At 57.4% G+C, this 25,432-nt stretch carries 20 protein-coding genes; 10 read left to right on the top strand and 10 right to left on the bottom strand.

All coding sequences use genetic code 11. From position 1 onward, the window contains the following. Positions 1-150: 150 nt before the first annotated feature. On the bottom strand, positions 151-918 hold the full coding sequence (locus AVCG78_RS26550) for an IclR family transcriptional regulator (RefSeq protein WP_012649004.1): 768 nt from the start codon (positions 916-918) through the stop codon (positions 151-153). A 454-nt stretch (positions 919-1,372) separates the two neighbouring features. Between AVCG78_RS26550 and AVCG78_RS26545 the strand changes: the two genes are divergently transcribed. The 10 genes from AVCG78_RS26545 (at position 1,373) to AVCG78_RS26500 (ending at position 13,915) form a co-directional block, all read left to right on the top strand. Next, positions 1,373-3,418: a hydantoinase/oxoprolinase family protein gene (locus tag AVCG78_RS26545; RefSeq protein WP_012649003.1), complete on the top strand. Its 2,046-nt coding sequence runs from the start codon at positions 1,373-1,375 to the stop codon at positions 3,416-3,418. A gap of 12 nt (positions 3,419-3,430) precedes the next feature. After that, positions 3,431-5,188, top strand: a complete 1,758-nt coding sequence (locus AVCG78_RS26540; RefSeq protein WP_012649002.1) for a hydantoinase B/oxoprolinase family protein — start codon at positions 3,431-3,433, stop codon at positions 5,186-5,188. Between the two features lie 30 nt (positions 5,189-5,218). Further along, positions 5,219-6,253, top strand: a complete 1,035-nt coding sequence (locus AVCG78_RS26535) for an extracellular solute-binding protein (RefSeq protein ID WP_012649001.1) — start codon at positions 5,219-5,221, stop codon at positions 6,251-6,253. Between the two features lie 14 nt (positions 6,254-6,267). Further along, positions 6,268-7,362: an ABC transporter ATP-binding protein gene (locus AVCG78_RS26530; RefSeq protein ID WP_012649000.1), complete on the top strand. Its 1,095-nt coding sequence runs from the start codon at positions 6,268-6,270 to the stop codon at positions 7,360-7,362. Further along, positions 7,362-8,231 (top strand): ABC transporter permease, encoded by an 870-nt coding sequence (locus tag AVCG78_RS26525; RefSeq protein ID WP_012648999.1) that lies wholly within the window; start codon positions 7,362-7,364, stop codon positions 8,229-8,231. Before AVCG78_RS26530 ends, AVCG78_RS26525 begins: the two co-directional genes overlap by 1 nt. Continuing rightward, complete coding sequence (locus AVCG78_RS26520; RefSeq protein ID WP_012648998.1) at positions 8,228-9,010, top strand: ABC transporter permease; 783 nt, start codon at positions 8,228-8,230, stop codon at positions 9,008-9,010. Before AVCG78_RS26525 ends, AVCG78_RS26520 begins: the two co-directional genes overlap by 4 nt. Positions 9,011-9,164: 154 nt before the next feature. Further along, positions 9,165-10,520: an MmgE/PrpD family protein gene (locus AVCG78_RS26515; protein WP_012648997.1), complete on the top strand. Its 1,356-nt coding sequence runs from the start codon at positions 9,165-9,167 to the stop codon at positions 10,518-10,520. Positions 10,521-10,632: 112 nt separating this feature from the next. Continuing rightward, positions 10,633-11,490 carry an N-formylglutamate amidohydrolase gene (locus AVCG78_RS26510; RefSeq protein WP_012648996.1) on the top strand — a complete coding sequence of 286 codons (858 nt, stop codon included), beginning with the start codon at positions 10,633-10,635 and terminating at the stop codon, positions 11,488-11,490. 25 nt (positions 11,491-11,515) lie between these two features. Then, a complete protein-coding gene (locus AVCG78_RS26505) occupies positions 11,516-12,844 on the top strand; it encodes an NAD(P)/FAD-dependent oxidoreductase (RefSeq protein WP_049777494.1) in 1,329 nt (442 codons plus the stop codon). 321 nt (positions 12,845-13,165) lie between these two features. Further along, complete coding sequence (locus AVCG78_RS26500; protein WP_012648994.1) at positions 13,166-13,915, top strand: IclR family transcriptional regulator; 750 nt, start codon at positions 13,166-13,168, stop codon at positions 13,913-13,915. Between the two features lie 144 nt (positions 13,916-14,059). Here the strand turns inward: AVCG78_RS26500 and AVCG78_RS26495 are convergent, their stop codons facing one another. The 9 genes from AVCG78_RS26495 to AVCG78_RS26455 form a co-directional block, all read right to left on the bottom strand. Continuing rightward, a complete protein-coding gene (locus AVCG78_RS26495; protein WP_012648993.1) occupies positions 14,060-15,628 on the bottom strand; it encodes an ABC transporter substrate-binding protein in 1,569 nt (522 codons plus the stop codon). A 524-nt stretch (positions 15,629-16,152) separates the two neighbouring features. After that, the gene (locus AVCG78_RS26490) at positions 16,153-17,637 is read right to left on the bottom strand and encodes an NAD-dependent succinate-semialdehyde dehydrogenase (protein WP_012648992.1); all 1,485 of its coding nucleotides are present in this window, start codon (positions 17,635-17,637) and stop codon (positions 16,153-16,155) included. Positions 17,638-17,755: 118 nt separating this feature from the next. Continuing rightward, positions 17,756-18,889 (bottom strand): ABC transporter ATP-binding protein, encoded by a 1,134-nt coding sequence (locus AVCG78_RS26485; RefSeq protein ID WP_012648991.1) that lies wholly within the window; start codon positions 18,887-18,889, stop codon positions 17,756-17,758. Positions 18,890-18,973: 84 nt separating this feature from the next. Next, positions 18,974-20,011 carry an ABC transporter substrate-binding protein gene (locus AVCG78_RS26480; RefSeq protein WP_012648990.1) on the bottom strand — a complete coding sequence of 346 codons (1,038 nt, stop codon included), beginning with the start codon at positions 20,009-20,011 and terminating at the stop codon, positions 18,974-18,976. A 38-nt stretch (positions 20,012-20,049) separates the two neighbouring features. After that, entirely contained in the window at positions 20,050-20,844 is a 795-nt protein-coding gene (locus tag AVCG78_RS26475; RefSeq protein ID WP_012648989.1) for an ABC transporter permease, read from the bottom strand. Continuing rightward, positions 20,841-21,806 (bottom strand): ABC transporter permease, encoded by a 966-nt coding sequence (locus AVCG78_RS26470; RefSeq protein ID WP_139191477.1) that lies wholly within the window; start codon positions 21,804-21,806, stop codon positions 20,841-20,843. Before AVCG78_RS26470 ends, AVCG78_RS26475 begins: the two co-directional genes overlap by 4 nt. Before the next feature lie 479 nt (positions 21,807-22,285). Continuing rightward, positions 22,286-23,632 (bottom strand): aspartate aminotransferase family protein, encoded by a 1,347-nt coding sequence (locus AVCG78_RS26465; RefSeq protein ID WP_012648987.1) that lies wholly within the window; start codon positions 23,630-23,632, stop codon positions 22,286-22,288. 120 nt (positions 23,633-23,752) lie between these two features. Then, positions 23,753-24,553, bottom strand: coding sequence for an ABC transporter permease (locus AVCG78_RS26460; protein ID WP_012648986.1), 801 nt, complete (start codon positions 24,551-24,553; stop codon positions 23,753-23,755). Then, positions 24,550-25,431 (bottom strand): ABC transporter permease, encoded by an 882-nt coding sequence (locus tag AVCG78_RS26455; RefSeq protein ID WP_012648985.1) that lies wholly within the window; start codon positions 25,429-25,431, stop codon positions 24,550-24,552. Before AVCG78_RS26455 ends, AVCG78_RS26460 begins: the two co-directional genes overlap by 4 nt. Position 25,432: the final 1 nt, after the last annotated feature.

Here is a 25,432-nt window from a genome sequence, read left to right as displayed (position 1 = left end):
CGAGATCAGAATTAACAAGATTCAAGTCGCTGTCAATAAATTCTCTTATTTAATATTTTTGGCTCTCAAATATTACGATATTTAGAATTTAAAATTGAGGCACGGTCTTCGGGTTAACGACATGAGAGGCGCGGGTGCGGGACCAAACGCTCAGCTTCGAACAATCTTCTCGATGCTGTCCACCTCTGCTTTCAACAATTCGACGATGTGGGTCCGGCGCGAGGCGGTCAGGAAGTCCGTCGGCAGGTTCACACTTAACGCTGTTGTGGAAACGCCGTTGAAGTTTCTCACAGGAATGGAAAGAGCGGAAAGACCGGCAATCAGAGTTGACTGGGTCTCGGCGTAACCACGCTCTCTGGCATCGGACACTGTGGCAGCGATCACGGCTCGCGTGAGGTCGTAACGCTCGTAGGAAGGTTCGTTCGCCCTGGTGAGCGCTTCAACGTCGCCTTGGTCCAGTGTGGACATGATCGCGATAGAGGCCGCGCCCACCCCCATGGGCACCATGCTCCCGACGTTATCTGTGAGGGTGGAGATATTCTGGCCGGCCCATACGCGATCAACCACGATGACATGATGATCGTTGCGGCACATCAGGAAGACGGTAGCTCCCACCTCCTCGCTGATGCGAACCAGCGCAGGACGGGCTATAGACCGGATGCCTGCAGCGTCTGCGGCTTTGACGCCGAGAGCAAAGAGTTCAATGCCGAGTCTGAGACTCATCTTATGATCGAGCCGCTCGAGCCATCCGTTTTTCTCGAATGCTCTCGCGAGGCGGTAGATCGTCGGCACGCTCATATTCAAGGCGGCCGCGATGTCTTTCACCTTGGCGCCATCTGATCCCGCCGCGGAAATGAACTTCAGCAATGCGATCGACTTGCCGATAACCTGTGCGCCCTCGACGCTTTTCTCACTCATAAATCATCTCCCGGCCTGCGCGTCGTATCTGTTATCATAATGTGATACGATTTTTATTTTATAAATCATATTGTAATTCTGGTTTTCGATGATAGCCTCCTTTCCAAGGAAGAAAAACTAATCTCTGTCTGAGGGGACAGAGCTGATCGTCACAGTTTTTGTCGAGGATTTCGTTGCAACATGATCGAGCTACATGGGCAGGTCACAGAGCGCCTTCGAAGGCAATCCGTGATTTTCTTAGAGCTTGAGAATGACGGCGGTTACGAGGTGACCGCTAGAGAAGCCGAATCCGCGGCGCCGATCTGAGCTTTCCCTTTCGCGAATACACCGTTCGGGCTGGGTCTTTGTGACCACTGGTCCAGCCGGAACATTTACGAGGTTGGGCCACACCAGCCTCCCCCGACAGCAGACTGGCGGCTGCAAGCCGCCACAACAAGTGTCAACGGAGAAGTAGATGGGCATTCGTATAGGTTCCGATACTGGCGGCACGCACACAGACCTTGTGCTGCTCGACGATGATCAGGCGAAGATCGTCACATTGAAGGTTCCGACCACGCCGGAAGATCTCAGCAATGGTATCGCCAAGGGGATCGAAACAATTGTCGAGCGCGCCGGCAGCCAGATGAGCGAGGTTGATCGCTTCGTCTATGGTACGACACTCGTCACCAACCTCATCGTCGAAGAGCAGCAAGTCGATATCGGCCTCATCACGACCGGTGGCTTCCGCGATGTTCTGGAAATCGGCAGGGCATCGCGCCGCCCGAATGTCTACGATATCCACTGGCGCCCGCCGACTGCTCTGATCTCGCGCGACCTGCGCGTGACCGTCAACGAGCGCATTTCAGCAGACGGATCGGTCATAACGCCGATCGACGACACCGATATCGCTGAACGCCTTTCCGAACTGAAGTCCAAAGGGGTTCGCTGCGTCGCCGTCTGCCTGATGAACTCCTACACCAACCCGGAACACGAACAGCGGATCGGTAAGGTCGCGGCAGAGAAGTTTCCGGATCTTGCGATCTCGCTGTCTTGCGAGGTTGCCCGCGAGTTTCGCGAATACGAGCGGACCAGCACCACAGCGATCAATGCATTCGTTGGTGGTCCTCTGACACGCCACCTCGACGGTCTGGCTGCCGCGCTTGCCGCAAAGGGGATAACGCCTGCTCCCTATATCATCCGGGGCAATGGTGGGGTGATGTCCTTCACCTCGGCCAAGAAGCTTCCCGCGGCACTGACGCATTCCGGTCCGATGGGCGGCATTATTGGCGGCGCCGCACTCGCGGAAAAGGCTGGCGTCAACAAGATCATCACATTGGACATGGGCGGCACGAGTGCCGACGTATCCCTGCTCACCGACGGCAAGGCAGAGATGACGACCCGATCGAGCGTCGGCCGTCACCCGCTCCTTCTCCCGATGCTCGACCTCATCACCATTGGCGCAGGCGGTGGCTCGATCGCCTGGGTCGATCAGGGCGGCGCGCTGCGTCTCGGCCCGCGCAGCGCGGGATCCGTTCCTGGTCCGGCCTGCTATGGTCAGGGCGGCGAAAACCCGACGGTCACCGACTCCAACCTTTACGGCGGTCGCCTCAATCCGGAATACTTCCTTGCCGGCGCCCGAAAGCTGCATCCTGCGAAGTCTCGCGAAGCCATCTTGCGCAAAGTCGCCGAACCGTGCGGCATCTCCCTTGATGCCGCAGCGAGCGGCATCATGGCCCTTGCCGAGGCGCATATGGTCAACGCGATCAAGCTCATCACCGTCCAACGTGGACTTGATCCGCGAGACTACACGCTTGTCGGCTTCGGTGGTGCCGGACCCCTTCACACCCTCCGCTTAGCTGAAGAACTCGGGATCCGCTCGGCTCTCATTCCCCCTGCACCGGGCAATCTCTCTGCACTCGGCATGTTGACGGCTCAGGTTCGTCACGATCTTGTCCGTACCAAGCTTGCCTATCTCGGCGAAGTGGATGCTGCGGAACTGTCGGCAGGGTTTGATGAGCTGATCGAGCAAGGTGAAAAGGCTCTCGCGGACGAAGACATCGCGGCTGGCACGTCTCAATACGTGACGAGCCTCGATCTGCGTTACAAGGGACAGAATTTCGAGCTCAATCTCGAACTTCCCGCCGGCGATATGCAGGCCGCGCTGGACGCACTTCAGGCGCGCTTCGCAGAACGTCACAAGCAGATGTACGGCTATGACAACCCCGGCAAGCCGATCCAGATCGTCAACATGCGCGTGGCTGCCATGTCGACGAAACCTGACTTCGTATGGCCGACATTCCCGACCGAGGCGGGTGGCAAAGCCACCGTCGTCAGCCGACGCAAGGTGCTGATCGACGCCGGTCACTGGGAAGAGCTGCCGATCTATCGGTTGGACGACCTGCGCGAGGGCTACATCTTCCCCGGCGCTTCGATCGTCGAATATCCCGGTTCCACACTTTTCGTTCCGCCTGGCTGGACAGCCCGCTGCGATGCCTACCGCATCCTCCATCTGGAACGCTGAGGAGATTTCACCATGGACACCACTACCGAGAACACCCCCGCCGCAAGCGTTGATCCAGTAACGCTTGAAATCGTTCGCAACGCACTGACCTCGATCGCCGAACGCAATGCCCATCGCATGATCCGCGCATCGACGTCGATCATCGTCAAGGAAATGGAAGATTGCTCCGCTGCCGTCTTCGACGGACAGGGACGCCTCTTGGCGGAATCTGCGACTATTCCAATCCACCTCAACTGCACCGGCGTTTGCCTGCGGACCATTCTTGAACAGTACCACCCGCCGGAAACATGGCGCCCGGGCGACATCGTCATTACCAACGACCCCTATGCGGGCGGTGCCTCGATGTCGACGGCCCATACGAACGACTATGTCGTGTTCATGCCCGTGTTTTTCGAGGACTTACTGGTCGGCTTCACAGGCCTGATGGTCCACCATCAGGAAATCGGCGCCATGAACATGGCGACCCGCGGCTGGAACCTGGAGATCTGGCAGGAGGGCCTGCGCGTTCCTCCGATGAAGATCGGCGAAAACGGGATCGTCGACGAAAGATGCATGCGCATCATCCTCAATAACACCCGCCTTCCCGACAACATGGAAAACGACCTCTTCGCGCAGGTCGCATCAGTGGCTGCGGCCGCCGAAGACATGAAAGCCATGTTCGACCGCTACGGCCGCGAAACGCTCTTGCGTTGCTTCGAAGCGCTGATCGACTATTCAGAGCAGCGTACCCGCGCAGAAATCTCGCAAATCCCGGACGGTGTCTACGAACACGAGGAACTCATCCTCGATGACGGCGCCAAGAGTGGACCGTACAAGCTGAAGCTCGCCATCCACAAGACTGGCTCCGACATCCTCTTCGACTTCACCGGCACCGATCCGCAGATCCGCGGACCGATCAACGCCCCGCTCGCCACGACCTGGGCGGCTATCTTCTACGCGATGCGTTGTGTGACCGACCCTTCGATTCCGTCGACAGAAGGGAACAAGCGCCCATTCAAAGTCATCGCACCGGAAGGCACGCTGGTAAACGCCAAGAAACCTGCGGCTGTCTACCAGCGCATGGTGGTGTGCCACAGCCTGGTGGACCTCGTGATGGGTGCGCTTTCGCAGATCGTGCCGGAACGCGTCATGGGCGACTCTTGTGGATGCCTTTATAACTTCACCTCAGCGAGGGAGCGCGACACGGGCAATCCGAGCGTATTCGGCGAAGTGGTACCGGGCGGACTTGGTGCAACGTCCAAGGCCGACGGCATCGACGTCATGTCTTGCCACGTCACCAATTGCCCGATCCCTCCGATTGAAGCGACCGAGGCCGAATGCCCGGTTCTTTATGTCCAGCGCGAGCTTCAGTCTGGAACTGGAGGCGCCGGCAAATGGCGCGGCGGCGTCGGTCAGGTCCTGGCCTATAAGGTGCTGGGCGACCTGGCGGAACTCCAGCATACCTCCCAGAAATCCGTCACACTCCCCCAGGGTGTGGCTGGCGGCTTCCCAGGTGGCGGCGGGCGTTGGGTGATTAACGAAGGAACACCGAACGCACGAGTGCTCGAGCATTCGATCGGCGAACTCGAAATGCTCGACTATGGCGACGTCGTGACCCACTACACGCCGGGCGGCGGTGGTTTCGGCAATCCTCTCGAGCGTGATCCAGCTTTGGTCCTGCGCGATGTCCGTCATGGCCTCGTGACCCGCGAGCAGGCCGAGAAAGTCTATGGCGTGAAGGTCGGCGTCGATCTCAAGGAATGGACCCCGACAAACGATCGAGCAGCTTGATTTCCTATCCGAACCACAAGGAGAATTGAAATGGCCTTCGCATTGCCGAAATACTTGGCAGCCATCGCTGCTGTCCTGAGCGTATCCTCTCCCTGTTTGGCTGATGTCAATATCATTGGGTATCAAAGCGTGTTCGCGGACAATTACCGCAAGGCGGTGATCGAGCCCTTTGAAAAGAAGACGGGCATCAAGGTCATCTACAACGAAATCAACCTTTCAGCGCAAAATCTCGGCCGTATCCGCGCCGAGAAGAACAATCCGACCCTCGATCTTTCGATCATGGACGCGATGGTCTCACGTGCCGGCAATACGGAAGGAATTTTCGATCAGGTCGATCTGACCAAGCTTTCCAACGGCCAGAATCTCTTCGACGAAGCCTATATCAACAAGGGTTTCGGTCCGGGCATTACCTTCGACTACCCCGTGTTGATGTATAGCAACTCGCTTGCCAATCCTCCCAAGGCGCTGGCTGATCTTGCCAAGCCAGAACTAAAGGGGCAGGTCGCCATGTGGCCTGCCCCCGAAATTGCGGCCTTGATGAACACGATCCTGCTCACCCGGGCAGCCGGCGGCGACGAGAAGAAATCTGTCGATCAGGGTGTCGAAAAGTTCGCGGAGATCGCCAAGAACGTACAGACCTGGGCACCGGCGCCGGACGCTTACGAGCTGGTGTCCAACGGTACGGTCAAGGCGGGCGCAGGCTGGAACGCGCGCGCCCAGTTCTTTGCAAAGGATCCAAAGAGCAATATGAGCGTCGTCATACCGACCGAAGGCTCGATGTTCCAAATCAACACGCTGAACCTCGTCAAGGGTGCACCGAACAAGGAAGAAGCGCTGAAGTTCATTGACTACGCTCTGAGCCCAGAAGCGCAGGCAGCCTTCGCCAACCTGATGTTCTACTCGCCGACCAACAAGGACGCGAAGCCGTCGCAGGATGCCCTGTCGAAGACTGCCTCGACCCCGGAAATTCGTGAAAAACTGAAGCCGCTCGACTGGGCGTTCTTTGTCTCGAAGCGCGAATCCTGGCTGCAGGAATGGCGCCGCAAAGTCATTACCGCGAACTGAGGGGACCTTTGTAAATGAAAAGTGGTGCCGAACTCAGTCTCCAAGACCTCTCAAAGTCGTATGACGATAAGAAGCTTGTGCTCAACAAGCTGAACATCACTGCTGCACCTGGCGAAATTGTCTCGCTCCTCGGACCGTCAGGCTGCGGCAAATCAACAGCTTTGAGGATTGTCGCAGGGTTGGTTGGAGCGACGTCCGGCCGTGTGATGCTGGCCGGCAAGGATGTGACATCCCTGCCGACCTACAAACGAAATATTGGTCTCGTCTTCCAGAACTACGCCTTGTTCCCGCACATGACGGTGCTGGACAATGTCGCGTTCGGCCTGGAAATGCGAAACGTCAACCGGAAGGAAGCCAGATCCAGGGCGGGCGAGATTCTGGAGATGGTCAGGCTCGGAGCGCTCGGTCAACGCCGCCCGCGCCAGCTTTCCGGCGGTCAGCAACAGCGCGTCGCACTGGCCCGCGCTCTGGTCATCCACCCCGATCTCCTCCTTCTCGACGAGCCACTTTCCAACCTCGACGCCAAGCTTCGCGAGCAAATGCAGGACGAAATTCGTGACCTGCAGCAACGCCTGGGAACGACTGCCATCTTCGTCACGCACGATCAGTCCGAAGCGATGGCAATCTCCGATCACGTTGCCATCATGAATGAAGGCGTGATCGTCCAGTACGGTCGACCCACGGAGATCTACGAGAACCCGGCAAGCAGTTTCGTCGCCAACTTCATCGGTCGCGTGAACAGTATCGACGGCATCAGCAATGCGGATGGCGATGCGAGTCAGCAGATCAAGACAGACACGGGGCTGTCCATCAAGCTTGCCAAGCCTTCGCTCAAGGGACCCGTTCAGTTTCTGATCAGGCCAAGTTCGATCGAAGTCCTGCCGAGCTCAACCCCGAGCGAGGCTGGGCGAAACCGCGTCCCCGCTTCGGTCCGCAAGGTCACCTATGCAGGAGATATCGTTTCAGTCGCTTGTGATACCCAAGGGATCGCGATGACAGCGGAAATACCGGGCTCGTCTTCGGCCTGGCGCAGCCTGGAACCCGGGCAACAGGTCACATTGGACTGGCCGGTGGCCAGCGGCTTTGTCTTCGAACGGAAGGCGAATTGATGGCTCACAACGACGAAACAACGTCGGCTGGCGCGGCAGTCGGATGGCTGCTCAGCCTCCCGATGCTCCTTGTGATCGGCTTCTTCTTTGTCTTGCCAATCCTCTCAGTTGCCCTGATCTCGTTTTATGGCTCCGCTGAAGGCGGCGTGCTGATCCCTGAACTCGGGATTTCCGCATACGAGAAATTCTTCACAGACCCCTTCTCGCGAGAGATCGTCATCCGATCGATCATATTGAGCCTGCTGGTCACGCTTCTCGCATGCATTTTGACCTACCCGATTGCGCTTTACCTGTACCGCACCACATCAAGGTGGAAAGGGACGCTCGTTCTGCTGACGGTCTCACCTCTCCTCCTCAGCGCAGTCGTGAGAACCTACAGCTGGATGCTAATCTTGCGCCCGCTGGAGGATTTCATTCATTGGATCGGTTTCGCCAATGTGCGCCTAGTCAACGACTATCCGGGCGTCGTGATCGGCCTGACCCATATCATGATGCCCTACATGGCTCTTTGCTTGCTGTCCGGCTTTGGAAAGATCGATCCGAATGTTGAGGACGCTGCCAGTTCGCTGGGCGCAACGCCGGCACGCCGGTTCTTCCGGATCACTTTACCGCTCAGCCTGCCGGGCGTCACGCTTGGCTGCATTCTGACATTCGTGTTGGCAATATCGGCTTTTGTGACGCCAGCCCTGCTTGGCGGGGGACGCGTCTTCCTGCTGCCGACAGAGATCTTCACCCAGGCCCTGGAAATTCTCGATTGGCCACTGGCATCGGCCATGTCGATGGTTCTCCTCGGGCTGTTCATTCTCACCATGGGACTTATCCGCGTCTGGGATATGCGGACGCGTGCTAAATCGGGGGTGTTGTCGTGACCCATATCTTAAGCCGCAGCCTCTTGGTCATTCTGTTCGGGCTGCTTTTGGCGCCGCTCTTGCCCGCGATCGTGATGTCATTCAGTGCCGACAACAACCTTGCATTTCCACCTTCCGGCTGGAGCTTTCGGTGGTACTCGGCGGTTTTGAGCAATGAGCGATTTCTCGCGGGCCTGAAACTTAGCGTGACGCTTGCGATCGCTGCGACAATCCTGTCATTGGCATTCGGGGTCGCAGCCTCCTACGCGCTGGTGCGTTCGAAGATCCCGTTTGCCAATTCGCTCATCGCGCTCTTCACGGCGCCGCTGATCGTACCCTCGATCATCTTGGGTCTTGGGCTTCTTCTGGTGTTCGTGCAACTCAAGCTCAACGGATCGTACTTCGCGCTCGTCTTTACCCATACCATGATCGTGACACCCTTCGTTATCCGGATATTGGTCACCGGTCTGCAGACGATGCCTGCCGACATTGAGTCGGCCGCAGCGAGCCTCGGCGCAAGGCCGCTTACGGTGTTTCGGCGGATTACCTTGCCTACTCTTACCCCTTCGATCACAGGTGCGGCCCTGCTGTCATTCCTCATCTCATTTGACGAGGTCGCGATCACCTTGTTCCTGGCTGGACAGTCCCTGTCGACACTACCGGTGGCAATCTATCGTTACACGACTGAGCGAACCGACCCACAGATCGCTGCGCTGTCGGTCCTCCTCATCCTCTTGAGTGTCTCCCTCATGGTCCTGCTCGAACGGGTCATCGGGCTCGCTCGCGCAATCGGAAAATAACGGCGCCAGATCGTGCCGGGACGAAAGCAGGCGAACCATCGGATCGCAGGTGCTCGGGTCTTCCTCGCCTCTCGCAGACGAAGAAGCCTGCGGGAAATGGCTCAAAGGCCCCGGTACGGTCAGTGCTCTAAAAAGAAACGGTGTTCTCATTATCATGCATGCAATCGAACAACTCGCCACCTTCGCCGCTACCCATCCTGCCGGTAGCCTGCCGCAAGCGACCAAGGATATTTGCGCGATCCTGATCGCGGATCTTCTTGCCGCGACCGCCGCAGGCCTGCACTCGAACCTTGCGCTCGCGGCCCGCCGTGCTGCCATCGCGAGCTACGGGAAGGGACCGTCCACAGTCTGGATGACTGATCAATCCCTGTCGATCGCTGGCGCGGCGATGGCGAACGCGGCGGCCGCGAGCGCGCTCGACATCGATGACGGCCATCGGGGCGCCGCTGGCCATCCAGGTGCAGGCATCATCCCGGCAGCCATCGCGGTCGGTCAAGCGATTGGGACCTCCGACGAGGACATTTTTGAAGCGATTGCGATCGGCTACGATGTTGCCCTGCGTGTCGCGACCGCCCGCCCGACGGAAACGATCGACAGCTATGCGAGTGGCCGCTGGGTCAACTTCGGCGTCGCTGCAGCAGTTGGTAGGCTTTTGAAGCTCTCGCCGTCCCAGATGGCGAACGCAATCGGGATCGCAGGCGCTGAAGGCCCGATCGGATACAAGAAGGGCACCTCGCGTTATCAGGGAAGCACCGTAAAGGAACTCATTCCGCCAGCGGTTGTCGCTGGATTGACTGCGGCATTCCGAGCCCAGGCTGGTGCTACCGGTCCGCTCGATCTACTCGACAACGAGACGCTCTATACCCGTTCCGTTTTGACAGGTGAACTTGGCGAACATTGGTGGATTGGCGACTGCTACCTCAAGCCATACGCCTGCTGCCGTTACATGCATGGCGCTGTCGACGCGATCCTCGAGTTGCGCCGGCCAGATGCACCGATCAAAAGTCTTCGGATCGAGACCTTTCAGCGAGGAACCGAGCTGTCGAACGAGCGCGCACCACGCTCGCTCGAGGGAGCGCAATACAGCTATTATTTCAGCTGCGCGCTGGCGGCTTTGCGGGGACGTCAGGCACTTCAGCCAATGGACCCCGCGAGCCTGCGGGACCCAGAAATCCTCGAACTTTCATCTCGCATCGAGATGGTCGCACACTCTGATTTCAATGACAGCTTTCCAAAAGGAACGCCGTCCCGAGTCATCATTGACCAGGGCAATGGGCCGGAGAGCCGCACGGTTCTCTTCCCTCTTGGCGATGTCGCAAATCCGATGAGCGCCGAACAGGTCATGGAGAAGTTTCGCCTGATCGGTGCGGAAAGCCTCACCGAAGACGGGAGGAACACCATTCTCGTCGCTATCTCAAAACTGACGACGGATGGTTTCACCCCATTGCTTTCCGCCCTTGCGGACCGCGCCGGCCAGATCTCAAGCCCAAGAGCAGATGAGGTCGCCTAACGACTGAACCCATCTGAAAACTGAAGCAGAGCAATCGCGATGCAGGGCCAAGGGTCCGCACCGCGTTTCGTCATGAAAGAATATCGGCTCACGCCACACCGGAGAACTTTAAATGCTTATGGATGTCAAATCGGGAGTGTTCACGCGCGTCGACCCAACAGTCCCTGCCGCACCTGTCCTGTTCGAAACCCCGAGAAGCGGAGGAAAATATCCTCACGATTTTCGCACGGTTGCTCTTCTGAAGGATCTGCAGCGCTCGATCTCGATGTATGTCGAAGAATGCTACCTGGATGTCGTCGACAGCGGCGCCACCTGGCTCTTCGCGGAATTTCCAAACATCTATATCGATCTCAACAGGAATGAACTCGATATCGACCCGAGTCAGCTGACCGGCGAATGGCCTGTGGCTCTGCAGCCCGGCCCTAAGACGAAGACGGGGATTGGTCTCATCCCCACGGTCTGCGCTGGAACAAAGCCTGTCTACGATGCGCCTCTCTCGGTCGCCGAGGTCGCAAGCCGTATCGACAACTACTACTGGCCCTACCACAACGAGGTGACCCGCCTTCTGAAGAAGTTCAAAGCCGAGCATGGTGTCGCCTATCATCTGAGCTGCCATTCGATGCCTGCCATGCCCTCGCCGAGCGCGCCGGACGCAGGCCAGCGCCGGTCGGACTTCGATCTGGGAGATCGCAACGGCCAGACCAGCGGCAAGGATCTCCTTGAACTTGCAACCGAAGTCTTGCGGAGCTTCGGGTATCGGGTGACGCACAACGCGCACTTCATCGGCGCGGAAGCTGTCCGCAAACACGGCAATCCAGCGGAAAACATTCATAGCCTGCAGATCGAGATGAACCGCAGCCTTTACATGGACGAAGCAACGTCTTTGCGCGGCAAAAAGCTTCCCGAGATCCAGAGCCATCTGAAGACGCTGGCGTCTCGTATTGCCGACCATGCGCGTGCGAAGGGCTGATCCGATGGACGCTCTATCACGCGATATCCCGTTCAAACTCGTTCGGGTGAACAGCAACGACAAGCTGCCCGAGCAAGCCGATGTCGTCGTCATCGGCGGCGGCATCGCCGGCATTTCGGCCGCCTACTATCTTGCCAAGAAAGGTCACAGCGTCGCCGTCATCGAAAAGGGTGCCGTTGCGGCCGAGCAATCCAGCAGAAACTGGGGCTGGGTGCGGCAGCAGAATCGCGACGAGCGCGAGCTTCCTTTGGCGAAGTGGTCGCTCGCAGCATGGCAGGAACTATCCGACGAAATCGGTCCGGATCTAAGCTTTGTCCGCAGGGGCCTGATGTATGTTACGAGCAGCGAGAAAGAGCTCGCCGGTTGGGAAAAATGGGTGAAGATGGCGGGCGGCTATGGCGTTCAAAGCCGCATGGTGTCCAGTGCCGAAATCAAGGCTGCCGCTACCGGCTCCACCACGCAATGGATCGGCGGCGTTCATTCTCCGACCGATGGGTTCGCGGAACCGACAATGGCGTGCTCGGCTATTGCCAAGGCGGCTCAGAGGCATGGGGCGACGATCCACCAGAACTGCGCCGCCAGAGGCATCGAAACACAGGCCGGCAAAATACACAGCGTCGTCACCGAGAACGGAAGCATCCGCACGTCACGCGTACTATGCGCCGCGGGCGCCTGGACCTCGATGTTCTTCCGTTGGCATGGGATCAGTTTCCCGCAGGTTGGTGTAAGGGCAACAGCTTTCGCGACCAAGCCAGGCGCGAAGGTGATCGAGGGTGGTTTCTCCACCCCATCGTTCACCTTCAGACCGCGCGCAGAGGGCGGCTATACCGTTTCCATCCGCGGACGGGCAAAGGTCGAATTGACACCTCAGGCCTTCCGGTATGCGCAGCAGTTCATGCCAATGTTCAAGGCGCGCTGGTCGACGAGCCTGTCGCTCGGGATCAGCCGCTTCGCGGTAACCGGGCCCGAGGCTCTGGCCCGGTGGACTTTGAGTAGCGTTTCGCCTTTCGAGAAAATGCGGGTGCTCAACCCAGCACCGGACGCGAAGACGGTAGAACTCGCCATGAAGGCTTTGATGGAAAGTTTTCCGGAGCTTTCCGGAATCGGTGTGTCCCACGCCTGGGGAAGCTGGATCGACTCGACGCCGGATGCGGTCGCTACAATCGGTCCAGTTCCTCAATTGCCCGGCCTTTACGTGGCGTCCGGGTTTAGCGGGCATGGATTTGGCGTCGGACCGGGCGCAGGTCGGCTCGCAGCCGATCAGATCATCAACGACGACCCGATCGTTGATCCCACCCCGTTGCGGTTCACCCGCTTCTCCGAGCATGACGTGGGCGCTCCGGCGGCCATGTAAGAACACCTCCCGCCTTCGGGTGTTGAATTCCAAGCCCATCTCATATAGTGGCGACTGCACCGCAATTCGCGTGATGCCCAGCCGCATATGAGATGGTTTTTTTGCGTGGGGGAGCCCCCTGTAGCACGACCGCGACTTGCCACCGCTAGGATTACGCGCCGTTTGGCCACCTGCGGCTTCAAGCAAATATCTGGATCTGAACCCTTCTAATGTTTGACAGGATTGCGTGTTTGGGCGAAGTATTGACACATCGCGCCGCGCAAATTCTGATAGTTGTCATGATCAAGCGCAAATCGTTCTCTTAACTGGAATTTTCGGTCGATGAAATTTTCCGCTTCTTCTTCAAATGCCGAACGCGCACTTGACATATTGCTGCTGCTTGGAGAGGTGGGGCCAGAGGGTTATAGCCTTGCCGAGATCGCGAGCCGGATAGGTACTGCGAAACCCGCGGCGCACCGCACTTTGGCGGCTATGGTGTCAAAAGGTTTTGCGGAGCCGACCGAGCGTTATGGACACTATCGCCTGGGCACCGCCGTACCGATGCTTGCGCGTCGGCAGGAACGACTTGAGCCTCTGGTCCAGAGATATCGTCCCGGAATGACCGAATTCGCCCGCAGAACCGGGTTCAATGTATATCTCCTTGTTCAGTCTGGTATCGACGCGATCTGCGCTGAAATGATCAGCCGCTCTTCTCGGCACCAGTTTGCAATGGGCCTCGGCGCCCGGGTTCCGATGGGCGTGGGAGCCGGCAGCCTCGCATTGATGTCGCTACTCGCGGAGAATGTCGTTGAGCAGATCCTCGATGCAAATGCCGAGCGATATCAGGCCCATCCGTCAATACGTCCTGTGGACCGCGACATTATTCGCAACCAGGTGCTTGAGGCAAAGCAGCGCGGCTACGCCGTCAACCAGGGCTTCTTCTTTTTCGGAGAAGGCGGCGTGGGCCTGCCGCGGATGGCTTCAGGCATGTACGAGGTCAACATGGCCTTCTCCTTCAACGCACCACTCGACATGATGAACGATGCCTGGGTCGAAGATCAGGTCGGTCAGTTGCGGGAATGCCTGCCCTGACGCAGCGCGAGTCAGCTGATCAGACCGCGCCTGCAGCGCACTGACGGAGCTTGTGCGTTCTAAATATTGAGAGGCCGGACAGCGGAAGCTGTTCCGGCCTCAAGGCCCTCGTGCCTGTATTTTCTGGAGCGCGTCTACATCGCTCTAGTCTTCAAAGTGGGTCGCTTCGGTGACCAACGGACCGAGCGACATCGATCCCTTAAGGTCAAAGCCCCATTTGAGCTTTTGATTGTGGACCCACACCTGGCTTGTTTCGGTGATCGGAATCGCACATACGTTTTTCAGGATCAGTCTTTGAGCTTCTTGCCATAGGGCAATCTGCTTGGCCGGATCGATCTCGGTTCGAGCTTCTCTGATCTGCTTGTCCGCGACGTTGCAATGACTGAAGTTCGTTACCGCGCCTGGCTGGCCGACGATCGAAGCAGAATCGTAAAACTGGGTGAGAAAGATGTCGGCGATCGGGAAGCGTGCCGCTCCGTAAAGTACGACGGGGCTTAGATCCTTGCGGATCATCTGATGCCAGCTCGCGTGCTCGACCGGTTGCAACTGCATGTGGATGCCTGAATCCTCAACCTGACCCTGGAGGACCTGGGCAGTGGTCTCGTATTCCGGCAGCTGGCTCGACAGCATCGAGAATGTCAGGCCATCTCCAAAGCCAGCGTCCTTGAGAAGGGCCTTTGCTTTTGCCGGATCATAAGGGAAGACGCCTGCATCCTTGAGATAACCCAAATTGTTCGACGGGACGACGGATGTCGGCCGGGTTGTGAACCGTGCGCCCTTGAATTCGACGACTGCTTGCGGGTTAACCGCGTAGGCGAGAGCCTCGCGTACACGGATATCGTCAAACGGAGGTTTTGTGATGTTGATATGGAGCAGGCTGACTTCCGCCGGATAGAACACATCGATCACCGCGCCCGGAAGCGGTTCGGTCCGCTGAAGCCAGTTCTTGTTGGCAAGACCTGCAGCGGCCTCGATTTCACCGGCGACGAAGGCAAGGTCACGCGACGCATTGTTGTTGATGAAGCGGTAGTTGAGGGTGCTCAGCTTGGGGGCACCCCGGAAGTAATCCTTGTTGGCAACGAAGCTGACATTCTGACCGGCGACGATCGACTTGACCTCGAACGGACCAAACCCGACCGGCGCGCGAGCAAAACCTTCCTTTCGCTCTTCGAAAGCCTTCTTTGAGACGATGAAGCCGCCGGCGTAGTTCGTCACGAGGCCAAGCAGGTTCGGAACGCGCCTCGAAAGCGTGATGCGGACAGTGTGAGGATCGACCGCGTCGACCTTGTCGAAAGCCGCGAAATCGGCAGAAAACGCGGATCGCTTCGGATCGCGAGCCTTGTCGAGGCTGAACACCACGTCATCAGCGGTGACTTCACCATAGCCAGCCTGCCATTTGACATCGGACCGCAACTTGAAGGTCCAAACGAGCTTGTCGTCGCTGGATTGCCAGCTCTCGGCCAGATCAGGTTCTAGCGTTGCCGGATCAGTGGATCCCGGAGCAAACCGGACGAGCGCGCCGTAAATCCACGCAACCAGGGTTCTGTCGGATGTGCTCGTCGCGTAGTGTGGATCAAGCGTGCCGACATCATTTGCCGCCGCACCCAATGTCAGTGTTGTCTTGGCGGCAAATGCGGGCGAAGGCCCCATCACGCCGCCGGCAAGAAGGCTGGCAAGAACCAGCGCGCCGAAACCCGTTTTCAAATTTTTCATGAGTTCCCTCTCCATCAAACGGAAGTGCATACGAAAGCGCAGCCGAAACCACGGCCAAAGGTCCGTCGTTCACGACCTAGACCTCTTCAGGTTGGTAAGTTTTTCTGAGGCAAGACTCGAGCGCGGATGCACTTCGGTTACACCTCTCACCCTGGAACGACCGGTTCATTGGCGGTCACTCAGGACAGTTCCCACTTTTCTTTTTGTTGCCGAAAACTGACCAGAGAATCGGCAGGGTGTCAACGAAATTCTTTTATTCGATATTATTTAGCTTAACGATTCTATTATTTAGAATTCTAGCCGAGGAAGACAGCTACCTTGGTAGTTCGCCAAGAGAGATCAGCTTGCATACAAACGCATTATGCGACGGCCCTATCAGGAAAAAAACAACGAACCCCTCAAGGACAATGCCGCCAGGAAACACGAAAGCGGGCGAAATTCTCGCCCGCTTCTCTAACAGTCCATGTGCTTTCCCGAGGTCTCGGCGGCTAAGTGCCGATCTCACGCTCGGGACTGTTGGGAGGTCAGTCTTCAATGCTCACGCAAAGATATTTGATCTCGACATAGTCATCGATTCCGTATTTCGAACCCTCTCTACCCTGCCCCGACTGCTTGATGCCACCAAAGGGCGCGACCTCTGTGGAAATCAGCCCTGTATTGATCCCGACCATCCCGTATTCCAAGGCCTCCGCGACGCGAAATACGCGCGAAAGATCCTTAGCATAGAAATAAGAGGCCAAACCGAATTCGGTATCATTGGCCATCTCGACAACATCGTCTTCAGTTTCAAACCGGAACAACGGTGCAACGGGACCAAAGGTCTCCTCCTTTGCCACTTTCATTGCAGAGGTTACGCCCGTCAGAACGGTTGGCTGGAAGAACAGACCGCCACGGACGTCCCGCGAGCCGCCTACTGCGATGGCGCCACCTTTTTTGAGTGCATCGGCAATGTGCTCCTCGACTTTGGCGACGGCTTTTTCAGTAATGAGCGGACCAGCCATGACGCCGTCCTCGAACCCATCGCCAACCTTCATGGTCGATACACGAGCCGCGAGCTTCTCCGCGAACGCGTCATACACCCCGGCCTGCACGTAGAGGCGATTGGCGCAAACGCAGGTTTGGCCGTTGTTGCGATATTTCGAAATCATCGCGCCTTCGACGGCAGCATCGAGATCGGCGTCATCGAAGACGATAAATGGCGCGTTGCCGCCAAGCTCCAGCCCGAGCTTCATGATCTGCTCAGCGCCTTGGCGCATTAAGATCTTGCCGACATCTGTTGAGCCCGTAAAGGTCAGCTTCCTGACCTTGTCGTTTTCGGTGAATTCTCGACCAATATCGGCTGATTTCGTCGAGGTCACGACGTTAAACAAACCAGCCGGCAGCCCGGCCCGCTCTGCAAGAACAGCAAGCGCAAGAGCCGAGAGAGGCGTTTCCGACGCCGGCTTCGACACGATAGAGCAACCGGCCGCGATGGCCGGGGCGAACTTTCGCGCCAGCATGGCATTGGGGAAGTTCCAGGGTGTGATCGAGGCGACAACTCCGATTGGCTGCTTCAATACGATGATGCGCTTGTCCTGTTGATGACCGGGAATCGTGTCACCGTAAATGCGCTTTGCTTCCTCGCCGAACCATTCCACGTAGGACGCACCATACAGGATTTCACCTTTGGCCTCGGTGAGCGGCTTTCCCATTTCCGCGGTCAAAATGACAGCCAGGTCGTCCGCATTCGCGACCATCATGTCAAACAACCTTCGCAGGACGGCGGCTCGCTCTTTCCCAGTCTTCCTTGCCCATAGCTTCTGCGCCTTAAAAGCTGCGTCAATGGCACCAGCGGCATCCACGCGTGTCATATCGGGCAAGACGGCGATCACGTCGCCGGTCGATGGATTGGTAACCTCGAAACTGGCACCGTTCTCGCCCGTCGCTTGCCACTGCCCCGCAATAAATGCCTTATCGGTGACAAGCGTGGGGTCTTTGAGCCTTGATAGAAGCGAATTTGAAATAGCCATCAATCGAACCTTTTATTGCATGAGCATGTAAGCGCTCATGGGCGGGTCTGTTGTCGGAGCTTCCAGCAGGGATCCGACGCCGAGCCTTCCCCCCCTTAAACGCTGCCGTCCGGGCAGTTCACCTTCTGTCTTGATCACAAAGAAGATGTATCGCCGATCCCGGACAAAACATATGGACCGTCTCGCCAGCGCGTAGCAAACGTTGCTCTCGCGTATTACGAACGCGCGCGACTATTGCCGCCCCCCCGTTGAGACGAATAGAGTAGAGACGGTCGGCCCCGACATAGACGTCACTTTCAATCTGACCAGTAAAGACGACGTCGTCGGCCTCCCTACGAGTGAACGTCAAGGCTTCTGGCCGCATCGCGACCGTGCAATCCGCATTGACGACCAATCCAGCTGTACATTTCAGTTTCAATCGGGTTTCTGCTGCCAGAACTTCAAAAACGTCGTCTTGACGCTCCACGACTTTCGCAGGAAGCATATTCATATCGCGGATGAAACTTGCGGTGAACCGATCGGCGGGGCGCTCATAGATCCCTACAGGGTCATCAACCTGTTGAATTACCCCAGCGCTCATCACAGCGATGCGATCCGACATCGTTAACGCTTCCTCCTGGTCATGTGTGACGAAGATGAACGTAATGCCAAGCCGGCGCTGCATCTCCTTGACCTCGATCTGCATTTCGCGCCGGAGCTTGAGATCGAGGGCGCCGAACGGCTCGTCTAGCAGGAGAACGGAGGGTTCATTGACCAGGGCGCGCGCCAATGCGATGCGTTGCTGTTGACCACCGGACAGTTGCGACGGCTTTCTCCCGGCGGCGTGACGCATGCGCACCAGATCAAGCGCAGCTGCGACACGGTCGTTCCGTTCACTGCGGGGAACTCGTTTTACCGAGAGACCGAACGCGACGTTGTCCTCGACCGAAAGATGCGGAAACAGCGCATAGCTTTGAAAAACTGTATTGGTGTTCCGCAGATGGGCTGGCAACCCCGAAACGTCGCGGCCGTCGAGCAGGATTTCCCCTGCAGACGGGCTTTCGAAGCCTGCGATCATCCGCAGCGTCGTGGTCTTTCCGCAGCCAGAAGGACCGAGAAAGGTAAAGAACTCACCCGAAGCTATCTTTAGGCTGAGATGGTCCACAGCATAGGCCGGAGGCGTAACCGAGGTCTCGAACACCTTGCAGACATCGACCAGTTCCACGGCCGTCTGCCGCGTTTTGGGCGGTTTGCTCATTTCATCGTTGGACATTGAGAATACTAACCCTGTCGAGAGTCAAAGCAGATCCGTGACAGGTCTGTTGACCTGTCACGGAATGAAACGATCGGCTTGTGACTACTGGGCAGTCTTCAGCTTTGTCCAACCGTCTTGATAGAGTTTCATGGCGTCCCCGACATCAAGGATGAAATCAACCTTCTTCAGCTTGTCGGCCGCCGGGTAGATTGCCTGGTTGTCGGCCACTTCCTTCGGCAGCAGCGCCTTCGCTGCGTCGATGACGGTAGCGGCCTTGCTGAGGGTTGCCGCCTTGGCCGCGACCTCAGGCTTCATGATGTAGTCCATGAACTTGTAGGCTGCCTCGATATTTTTGGCGTTCTTGGGAATGGCAAAACCATCAATCCACATCGATCCGCCCTCGTCCGGAATGACGTAGTGGACCTTCGGATTTTCCGTGAGGACCTGGCTGACGTTGTTATTCCATGCCTGGACGATGCATGCTTCTCCGGAGGAAACAAGTTCGGGGAAGCTGCTGCTATTGTATCCGCCGAGAACCTTTTTCTGCTCGATTAACGACTGCGTCGCCTTTTCGATTTCCTCAGGCTTGCTCGTTCCTGCATGGAACCCGTTGACCTGGAGGGCGACGATGTAGGCCGAAAGCATATTGTCGAGCATGAAGATGCGACCCTGGTACTGCGGATCCCATAGCGTTTTCCAACTCGTCACGGGTTGTTTGACGCAGTCATCGTTGTAGGCGAGCCCCGTGGTGCCCCAAACATAAGGTACGTTGAATTTTAAGCCGGGGTCATAGGAAACGTCCTTAAAGGTAGCCCCCAGATTGCCAAGGTTTGGCAACTTGGAATGGTCCAGTTCGAGTAGCAGGCCCTGCTTGGCGAGAACCTGTACCGCATTTTGGGTCGGCTCGACGAGATCGTAGCCTGAAGCGCCCGCCGACAACTTCGCCAGCATGGTCTCGTTGGAATCGTACGTATCCATGGTGACATCGATGCCAGTCTCCTTCGCGAAGTCATCGACGATTTCCTGTGGCACCTCTCCGCCGCCCCAGGCGTAGATGTGAAGTTCCTCGGCGGTTGCGCTGAGCGCCGTTCCCGCAAGAAGCAGGCTCGTTGTTGCAATAAGGAGTCCGTATTTCAGCATTGTAGTTCCCCTTTCTTTTTTGGGTGTGTTGAAAGTCGTTATCCAGTACTCCGAATTGTCTTCAGGTAGCGTCCCATGACGAGCAGAATGGCCAATACGTTGACAGCGAGCAGCATCGTGCCGAGCGCATTGATCTTCGGTGTTAAGCCGGTCTTCAACATCGAGTAGATCTGGATCGGAAGCGGCGTGGTTCCGACGCCCGAAACGAAGGTCGACATCACGAAATTGTCGAAGGAAATGACCGCCGACAGAAGCGTCGCCGAAAGGATGGCGGGCATGAGGAGCGGCAGCGTGACACGCATGAAAGTCTGAGCGCCATTGGCACCGAGATCGGCTGCCGCCTCGTCGAGCCGAGGGTCGAGACCCGCGGCGGCCGCACGGACGATCAGAAATGCGAAAGGCACGGAAACAAGCACATGACCGGCTACGAGCGTCACATAGCCGAGTGCGATACCTGACCAAACGGTCGTCACCAGAAGGCCAACCGCCAGCACGATTTCCGGCAGCACGAGCGGCGCGATCAGAATGGTCGAAAAAAGGTTCTTCGCGGGAAAGGACCGCTTGATGACGGCAAGCGCAGCACTTGTCCCGATTGCCGTGCTGATGACTGCAGAGAGCACTGCAACAATCGCACTGACCTGAAGCCCGCGTTGCAGGCCGCGGTCGTTCAGCGCTTGTGCGTACCAGTCCATCGAGAAACCTGCCCACACGACGGTCGAGCGGCCGGCGTTGAAGGAATAGATGACCAGCACTAGAAGCGGCGCGAACAGGAACACGTAGCCGAAGATTGTGACGACCGGCACATAGAAGCCGGCGAGGCGGGAAAGCTTCATGCGTGCGCCTCCTCGACCCTGCGCAGAATGCGCATATAGAAAACGATGATGACCGAAGACACCACGAGCATGACGACCGAAACTGCGGCCCCCAGGGGAATATTGCGGAAATCCAGGAAGAGCTGGACGATCAGATTGCCGAGAATAATGCTCTTGCCACCGCCGAGGAGAACGGGAATCGCATAGACGCCCATAGCCGGCACGAAGACGAAGAGCATCGCCGCCATCACGCCTGGGAGAGAAAGCGGAAAGGTTACCCGCCAAAAAGCCTCGATCGGCCCGGCGCCGAGATCGTCCGCAGCCTCAAGCAGACGCTTGTTGATGCCGGAAAGCGCGGCGTAGATCGGCAGCACAGTCGTCGGCAGAAACGCGTAGAGCATGCCAACCGTCACCGCCGGATAGGTACCGATCATCCTGATTGGCTCATCGATCATCCCGATGCCGCTCAGAATTCCGTTGATCGTGCCGTTCCGACCCATCAGGACCATCCAGCTCGACATGCGGATCATGAAGTCGATCCAGAACGGGATGAGCAGCAGTGCGAGCAGGAGCCCGGCATGCCTACCAGCACGAAATGCTATGAAGTAGGCGATCGGATAGCCGATAAGAAGGCAAACAGCGGTCGATACCGCCGCAATCTGCAACGAGTTTACGAAGATCGGCAGATAAGTTGGCTGAAGTAGTTCGATATAGCTTGCGAGGGTAAAGCCGGTGACAGCGCCGCCATAGGCATCCCGGCCAGCAAAGCTATAGGCAATCACCACCAGCAGCGGCACCACAAGTAATAGCACTGACATGACGAGCGAAGGCGCCAGCAAAAAGAGTGTGACCAGTTCCTGCCGCCGATTTAGCATTTTTTCGCGCACTCCCTGTTTGAAGTAAGTCGGACCTGATGGCGCGACTTTGGCGTCTAATGTCGCGTTCAGGCCTCTATCGAAAACAGTTACCTGACGAGCGATCATGCTGAATCCGACAGGTGCATTTTCTTCCAGTCAAATTGCTCGTTTGATGTCCTGAGCCATGGACGGTCCTAGACGACAATTCTCTCGGATCGAGCCGCTATCGGCCCGATCAAAAGCGGGAGGAGTGAACCGCGCTCCGGCTCGTTGCCTCTATTTTCGACCAGGTGGACTCGAACATTACGCGTGCGCTGGCGATTTGCGGCAATTACCGCAGCGCAGCCCTTTGCGTCACATTCCCCTATTCGACTTATTCTTTTGTTCTCATGAGAAAGGACAATAAACGAACAAATGTTAACTAGTTTCTTTTAATTGATATTTATGAGTCACTATTATTCTGATTATAAGAATTTATGAATCGATACGCTGGGCACCAAGTCGGTGTGACTTGGAACCCAGCAGCCGGGAAATCAAAAACGTTTCGTGCGATTTCACCGCGAGCGGGCAAGTTTCCGGCTCGCGGTATGGGCGCTGTCAATCGATCACAAGCTGGACAAGCCTTTGTCCATCGCATCGACGATCTCATCGATTTGCGACGCCTGGATGGTCAAAGGAGGCGATAGGATGATCATGTGACCGCCTTGGCGCACCAATACACCGTTGGCTGCGGTTGCCTTGACGAAGCGCTTCATCATCTCGGCGCCGAGCGGCGTCTTGGCGGACCGATCGGAGACGAGTTCGACCGCTGCCATAAGTCCCCGACCGCGCACGTCTCCAACCAGCTCGTGCTTGTCCTTCATGCGCTGAAGTCCAGCCATGAGGCGCTCACCCAGAGGGCCAGCATTTTCGACCACGCCAAGCTCGCGTGTGAGCTTCAGCGTAGCGAGACCAGCCGCACATCCTGCAGGATGACCGGAGTTCGTGTATCCGTGGCCGACATTCGCGACCGGACCCTTGGTGTTCTCGAAGGCCTGCGCGACTTTTTCGCCGATCATCGTTGCACCGAAGGGGAAGTATCCGGAAGTGATCGCCTTCGCCAGGATCATCATATCCGGCTTCACGCCCCAGCCTCGTACGCCGGAATCGAACCCGGTACGACCAAAACCGGTCACGACCTCATCGGCGATCAGAAGCACTCCATACTTGTCGCAAACCTCGCGCACCATCGGCCAGAAGCTCTCGTGAGGAACGATGATGCCACCAGCACCCTGAACCGGTTCAGCGATAAACGCAGCGACGGTCTCGGGCCCCTGGAAGATAATCTCCTCCTCGAGCAGACGCACGCAAATCTGCGCGAGACGTTCCGGAGAAGTTTCGTCAAAAGCGTTGCGGTAGGTGATCGGCGCGGGAATGTGAAAGCAACCCGGCATTAATGGCTCGTAGTTGCGGCGCAGATGAGCGCCTCCGCTAACGGAGGAGCCGCCGAAATGGGTGCCATGATACGAACGCTTAAGGGAGATGAACTTGTAGCGGTCGTTCTGCCCCAGGATTTTCCAATACTGGCGTGCAAGACGTAGAGCGGTTTCGACGGAGTCGGACCCGCCGGACGTGAAAAATACTCTTGCCATTCCGTCGGCGCCGAACCAGTCGTCGACGAGGGTCTGGGCAAGCTCTTCCGCCACGCCGGTGGTGTTGCCTTTGAACACTGATGTATAGGCCAGTTCTTCGAGTTGCTTCGTTATCGCCTGAGTGATCGATGGCTGGCTATAGCCGAGATTGACGTTCCAGAGCCCACCGACAGCGTCCAGCAGTCGACCGCCATCGTCCGTGACATAGACGCCGTCGCCAGATGCGACGCGGCGCGGTGGGTCCATCAAGGTTTCGGATGGCGTATCGAAGGGACGCCAAAAGGATTGGACAGAATTGCTGTTTGCGGTTTCGTTAGCCATCTTTCTTCCTCACTCTGTAGGTGACAGTTATTGGGACCGACGCCATCAGAAGCTTCGCATCGGCTGTTTCGTTGAAGTAGGCGCAAGCCGGAGACTTCGGACCGGCTTGCGCGATGGCGGCTAAAGCCGCCTTTGCGACCTGATTCGGAAGAAGGCGATACCCAGCAGCGGCAGCCCGATCGTGATCGCGACCATCACCGTTCCCAGCGCATTGATCTCAGGGCTCACCGAGTCCCGGAGCATGCTGTAGATTTCAGTGGGAAGCGTTTCCGTGCCGATCGGCCGCCAAAAGATCGAGGCGGTGACGTTGTCGAACGACAGGGTGAATGACAACAGCAACCCTGCGACAACTGCTGGCATGAGCAGCGGAAGGGTGACTTCGCGGAAAACCTGCAACCGGTTGGCACCCAGCGTCGCAGCCGCTTCCTCAAAGGTCTTCTGGATTGTGATGAGGCGCGCATGAACGACCAGAACCACATAGGGCAGCGCCAGCATGATGTGGCCCATCAACAGTAGGCTAAAACTGCGCGGCTGCTTGAACAACTGCATGAACAACAGAAGCCCCACGGCGAGAACCGTCTCGGGAACGAGAAGCGGTGTCAGCAGAAAGACGTTCATGAGCCGCTTACCTCGAAATTCATATCGGGCAAGCGCAATGGCGGCCAATACTCCCACCACACCACAGATGCCGGCGGTCAAAACACCGAGCACCAGCGACGTCTTGAGCGCCCGCATGACACTCTCGTTCTGAAAAAGCTCGGCGAACCAGCGGAGCCCGACCCCTTGCATGGGGAAGGAAGCAAAGTCGGCGGTGTTGAACGAAAGCAGGATCACCGCGGCGACGGGTCCAAAGAGAAACATGTAGACCAGCGCCGTGAAGATTTTTAGCGGCCAGCCAACACCGGGTTGATCAGCGTTCATCGCGTCAATCCTTTCGTGATGGAGCCGATGCCAAGGAAGCGGCTGTAAATGGCGGTGAGAAGCAGCAGCAAAAATGTCAATGCGAGCGACAAAACCGCGCCCATTGGCCAATTCAGCTCGAGGCTGATCGTGTCAGCGATGATGTTGCCGAACATGAAATTGTCAGGCCCGCCCAACAGAGCTGGCGTGATGTAAGTGCCGGCAGCGAGGACGAGCGACAGGAGGACGCCAGAGCATAGTCCTGGAAGAGACAACGGAAGGGTTATTTCCAGGAACGCCTGCCATGACGTGCAACCCAGCGTTCGAGCGGCGTGAAGCAAGTTCCGGTCGATGCCATCGAGGCTCACATAGATGTTCAGGATGATGTAGGGCAGCACAAAGCTCAGTATGCCAAGTATCACCGAGAATTCAGTGTATAGAAACTTGAGCGGGCTATCGGTCAGGCCAAGTCCCATCAGCAACGCATTTATGGCGCCGCGCTCTCCCAGAATATTGATCCAGGCAAGGTTTCTGATGATGAAGCTGATCCAGAAGGGAAGCACGAGCAAGATCAACAGGAATGGGCGCCAAACCCGGGAGCTGAAAGCGATCGTATAGGCCACCGGATAGGCGATAAAGACCGCGATCACCGTTGCCTCAACAGCGATACGCATCGTCTTCCAGAGCCCCAGGAAATAATAGGGGTCCGAGAAGAACATTTTCCAGTTCTCGAGGCTGAGGCCCGATGCGTCCCGGCCACCACCGATATATGTATTGAAGCTGTAACGGATCATAGTCGCTGTCGGCGCCACGATCAGCAGAAGAAGCAGGATGATTGCAGGCGCCAAGAGTAGGAGGATGCGCAGCCTGTCATTTTTTTGAGAAAGAGCCACCGCCATC

It is taken from the genome of Gillisella vitis (assembly GCF_021559775.1).
GTDB classification, from domain to species: Bacteria; Pseudomonadota; Alphaproteobacteria; order Rhizobiales; family Rhizobiaceae; genus Allorhizobium; species Allorhizobium ampelinum.
Note: the sequence above shows the minus strand (reverse complement) of the source record. Positions and strands in the feature narration are given on the sequence as shown.

Bases quoted from the DNA above. Each gene is read 5' to 3' on its own strand.
- AVCG78_RS26550 (WP_012649004.1), bottom strand. From the start codon at position 918: ATGAGTGAGAAAAGCGTCGAGGGCGCACAGGTTATCGGCAAGTCGATC.
- AVCG78_RS26545 (WP_012649003.1), top strand. From the start codon at position 1,373: ATGGGCATTCGTATAGGTTCCGATACTGGCGGCACGCACACAGACCTT.
- AVCG78_RS26540 (WP_012649002.1), top strand. From the start codon at position 3,431: ATGGACACCACTACCGAGAACACCCCCGCCGCAAGCGTTGATCCAGTA.
- AVCG78_RS26535 (WP_012649001.1), top strand. From the start codon at position 5,219: ATGGCCTTCGCATTGCCGAAATACTTGGCAGCCATCGCTGCTGTCCTG.
- AVCG78_RS26530 (WP_012649000.1), top strand. From the start codon at position 6,268: ATGAAAAGTGGTGCCGAACTCAGTCTCCAAGACCTCTCAAAGTCGTAT.
- AVCG78_RS26525 (WP_012648999.1), top strand. From the start codon at position 7,362: ATGGCTCACAACGACGAAACAACGTCGGCTGGCGCGGCAGTCGGATGG.
- AVCG78_RS26515 (WP_012648997.1), top strand. From the start codon at position 9,165: ATGCATGCAATCGAACAACTCGCCACCTTCGCCGCTACCCATCCTGCC.
- AVCG78_RS26510 (WP_012648996.1), top strand. From the start codon at position 10,633: ATGCTTATGGATGTCAAATCGGGAGTGTTCACGCGCGTCGACCCAACA.
- AVCG78_RS26500 (WP_012648994.1), top strand. From the start codon at position 13,166: ATGAAATTTTCCGCTTCTTCTTCAAATGCCGAACGCGCACTTGACATA.
- AVCG78_RS26495 (WP_012648993.1), bottom strand. From the start codon at position 15,628: ATGAAAAATTTGAAAACGGGTTTCGGCGCGCTGGTTCTTGCCAGCCTT.
- AVCG78_RS26490 (WP_012648992.1), bottom strand. From the start codon at position 17,637: ATGGCTATTTCAAATTCGCTTCTATCAAGGCTCAAAGACCCCACGCTT.
- AVCG78_RS26485 (WP_012648991.1), bottom strand. From the start codon at position 18,889: ATGTCCAACGATGAAATGAGCAAACCGCCCAAAACGCGGCAGACGGCC.
- AVCG78_RS26480 (WP_012648990.1), bottom strand. From the start codon at position 20,011: ATGCTGAAATACGGACTCCTTATTGCAACAACGAGCCTGCTTCTTGCG.
- AVCG78_RS26475 (WP_012648989.1), bottom strand. From the start codon at position 20,844: ATGAAGCTTTCCCGCCTCGCCGGCTTCTATGTGCCGGTCGTCACAATC.
- AVCG78_RS26470 (WP_139191477.1), bottom strand. From the start codon at position 21,806: ATGATCGCTCGTCAGGTAACTGTTTTCGATAGAGGCCTGAACGCGACA.
- AVCG78_RS26465 (WP_012648987.1), bottom strand. From the start codon at position 23,632: ATGGCTAACGAAACCGCAAACAGCAATTCTGTCCAATCCTTTTGGCGT.
- AVCG78_RS26460 (WP_012648986.1), bottom strand. From the start codon at position 24,553: ATGAACGCTGATCAACCCGGTGTTGGCTGGCCGCTAAAAATCTTCACG.
- AVCG78_RS26455 (WP_012648985.1), bottom strand. From the start codon at position 25,431: ATGGCGGTGGCTCTTTCTCAAAAAAATGACAGGCTGCGCATCCTCCTA.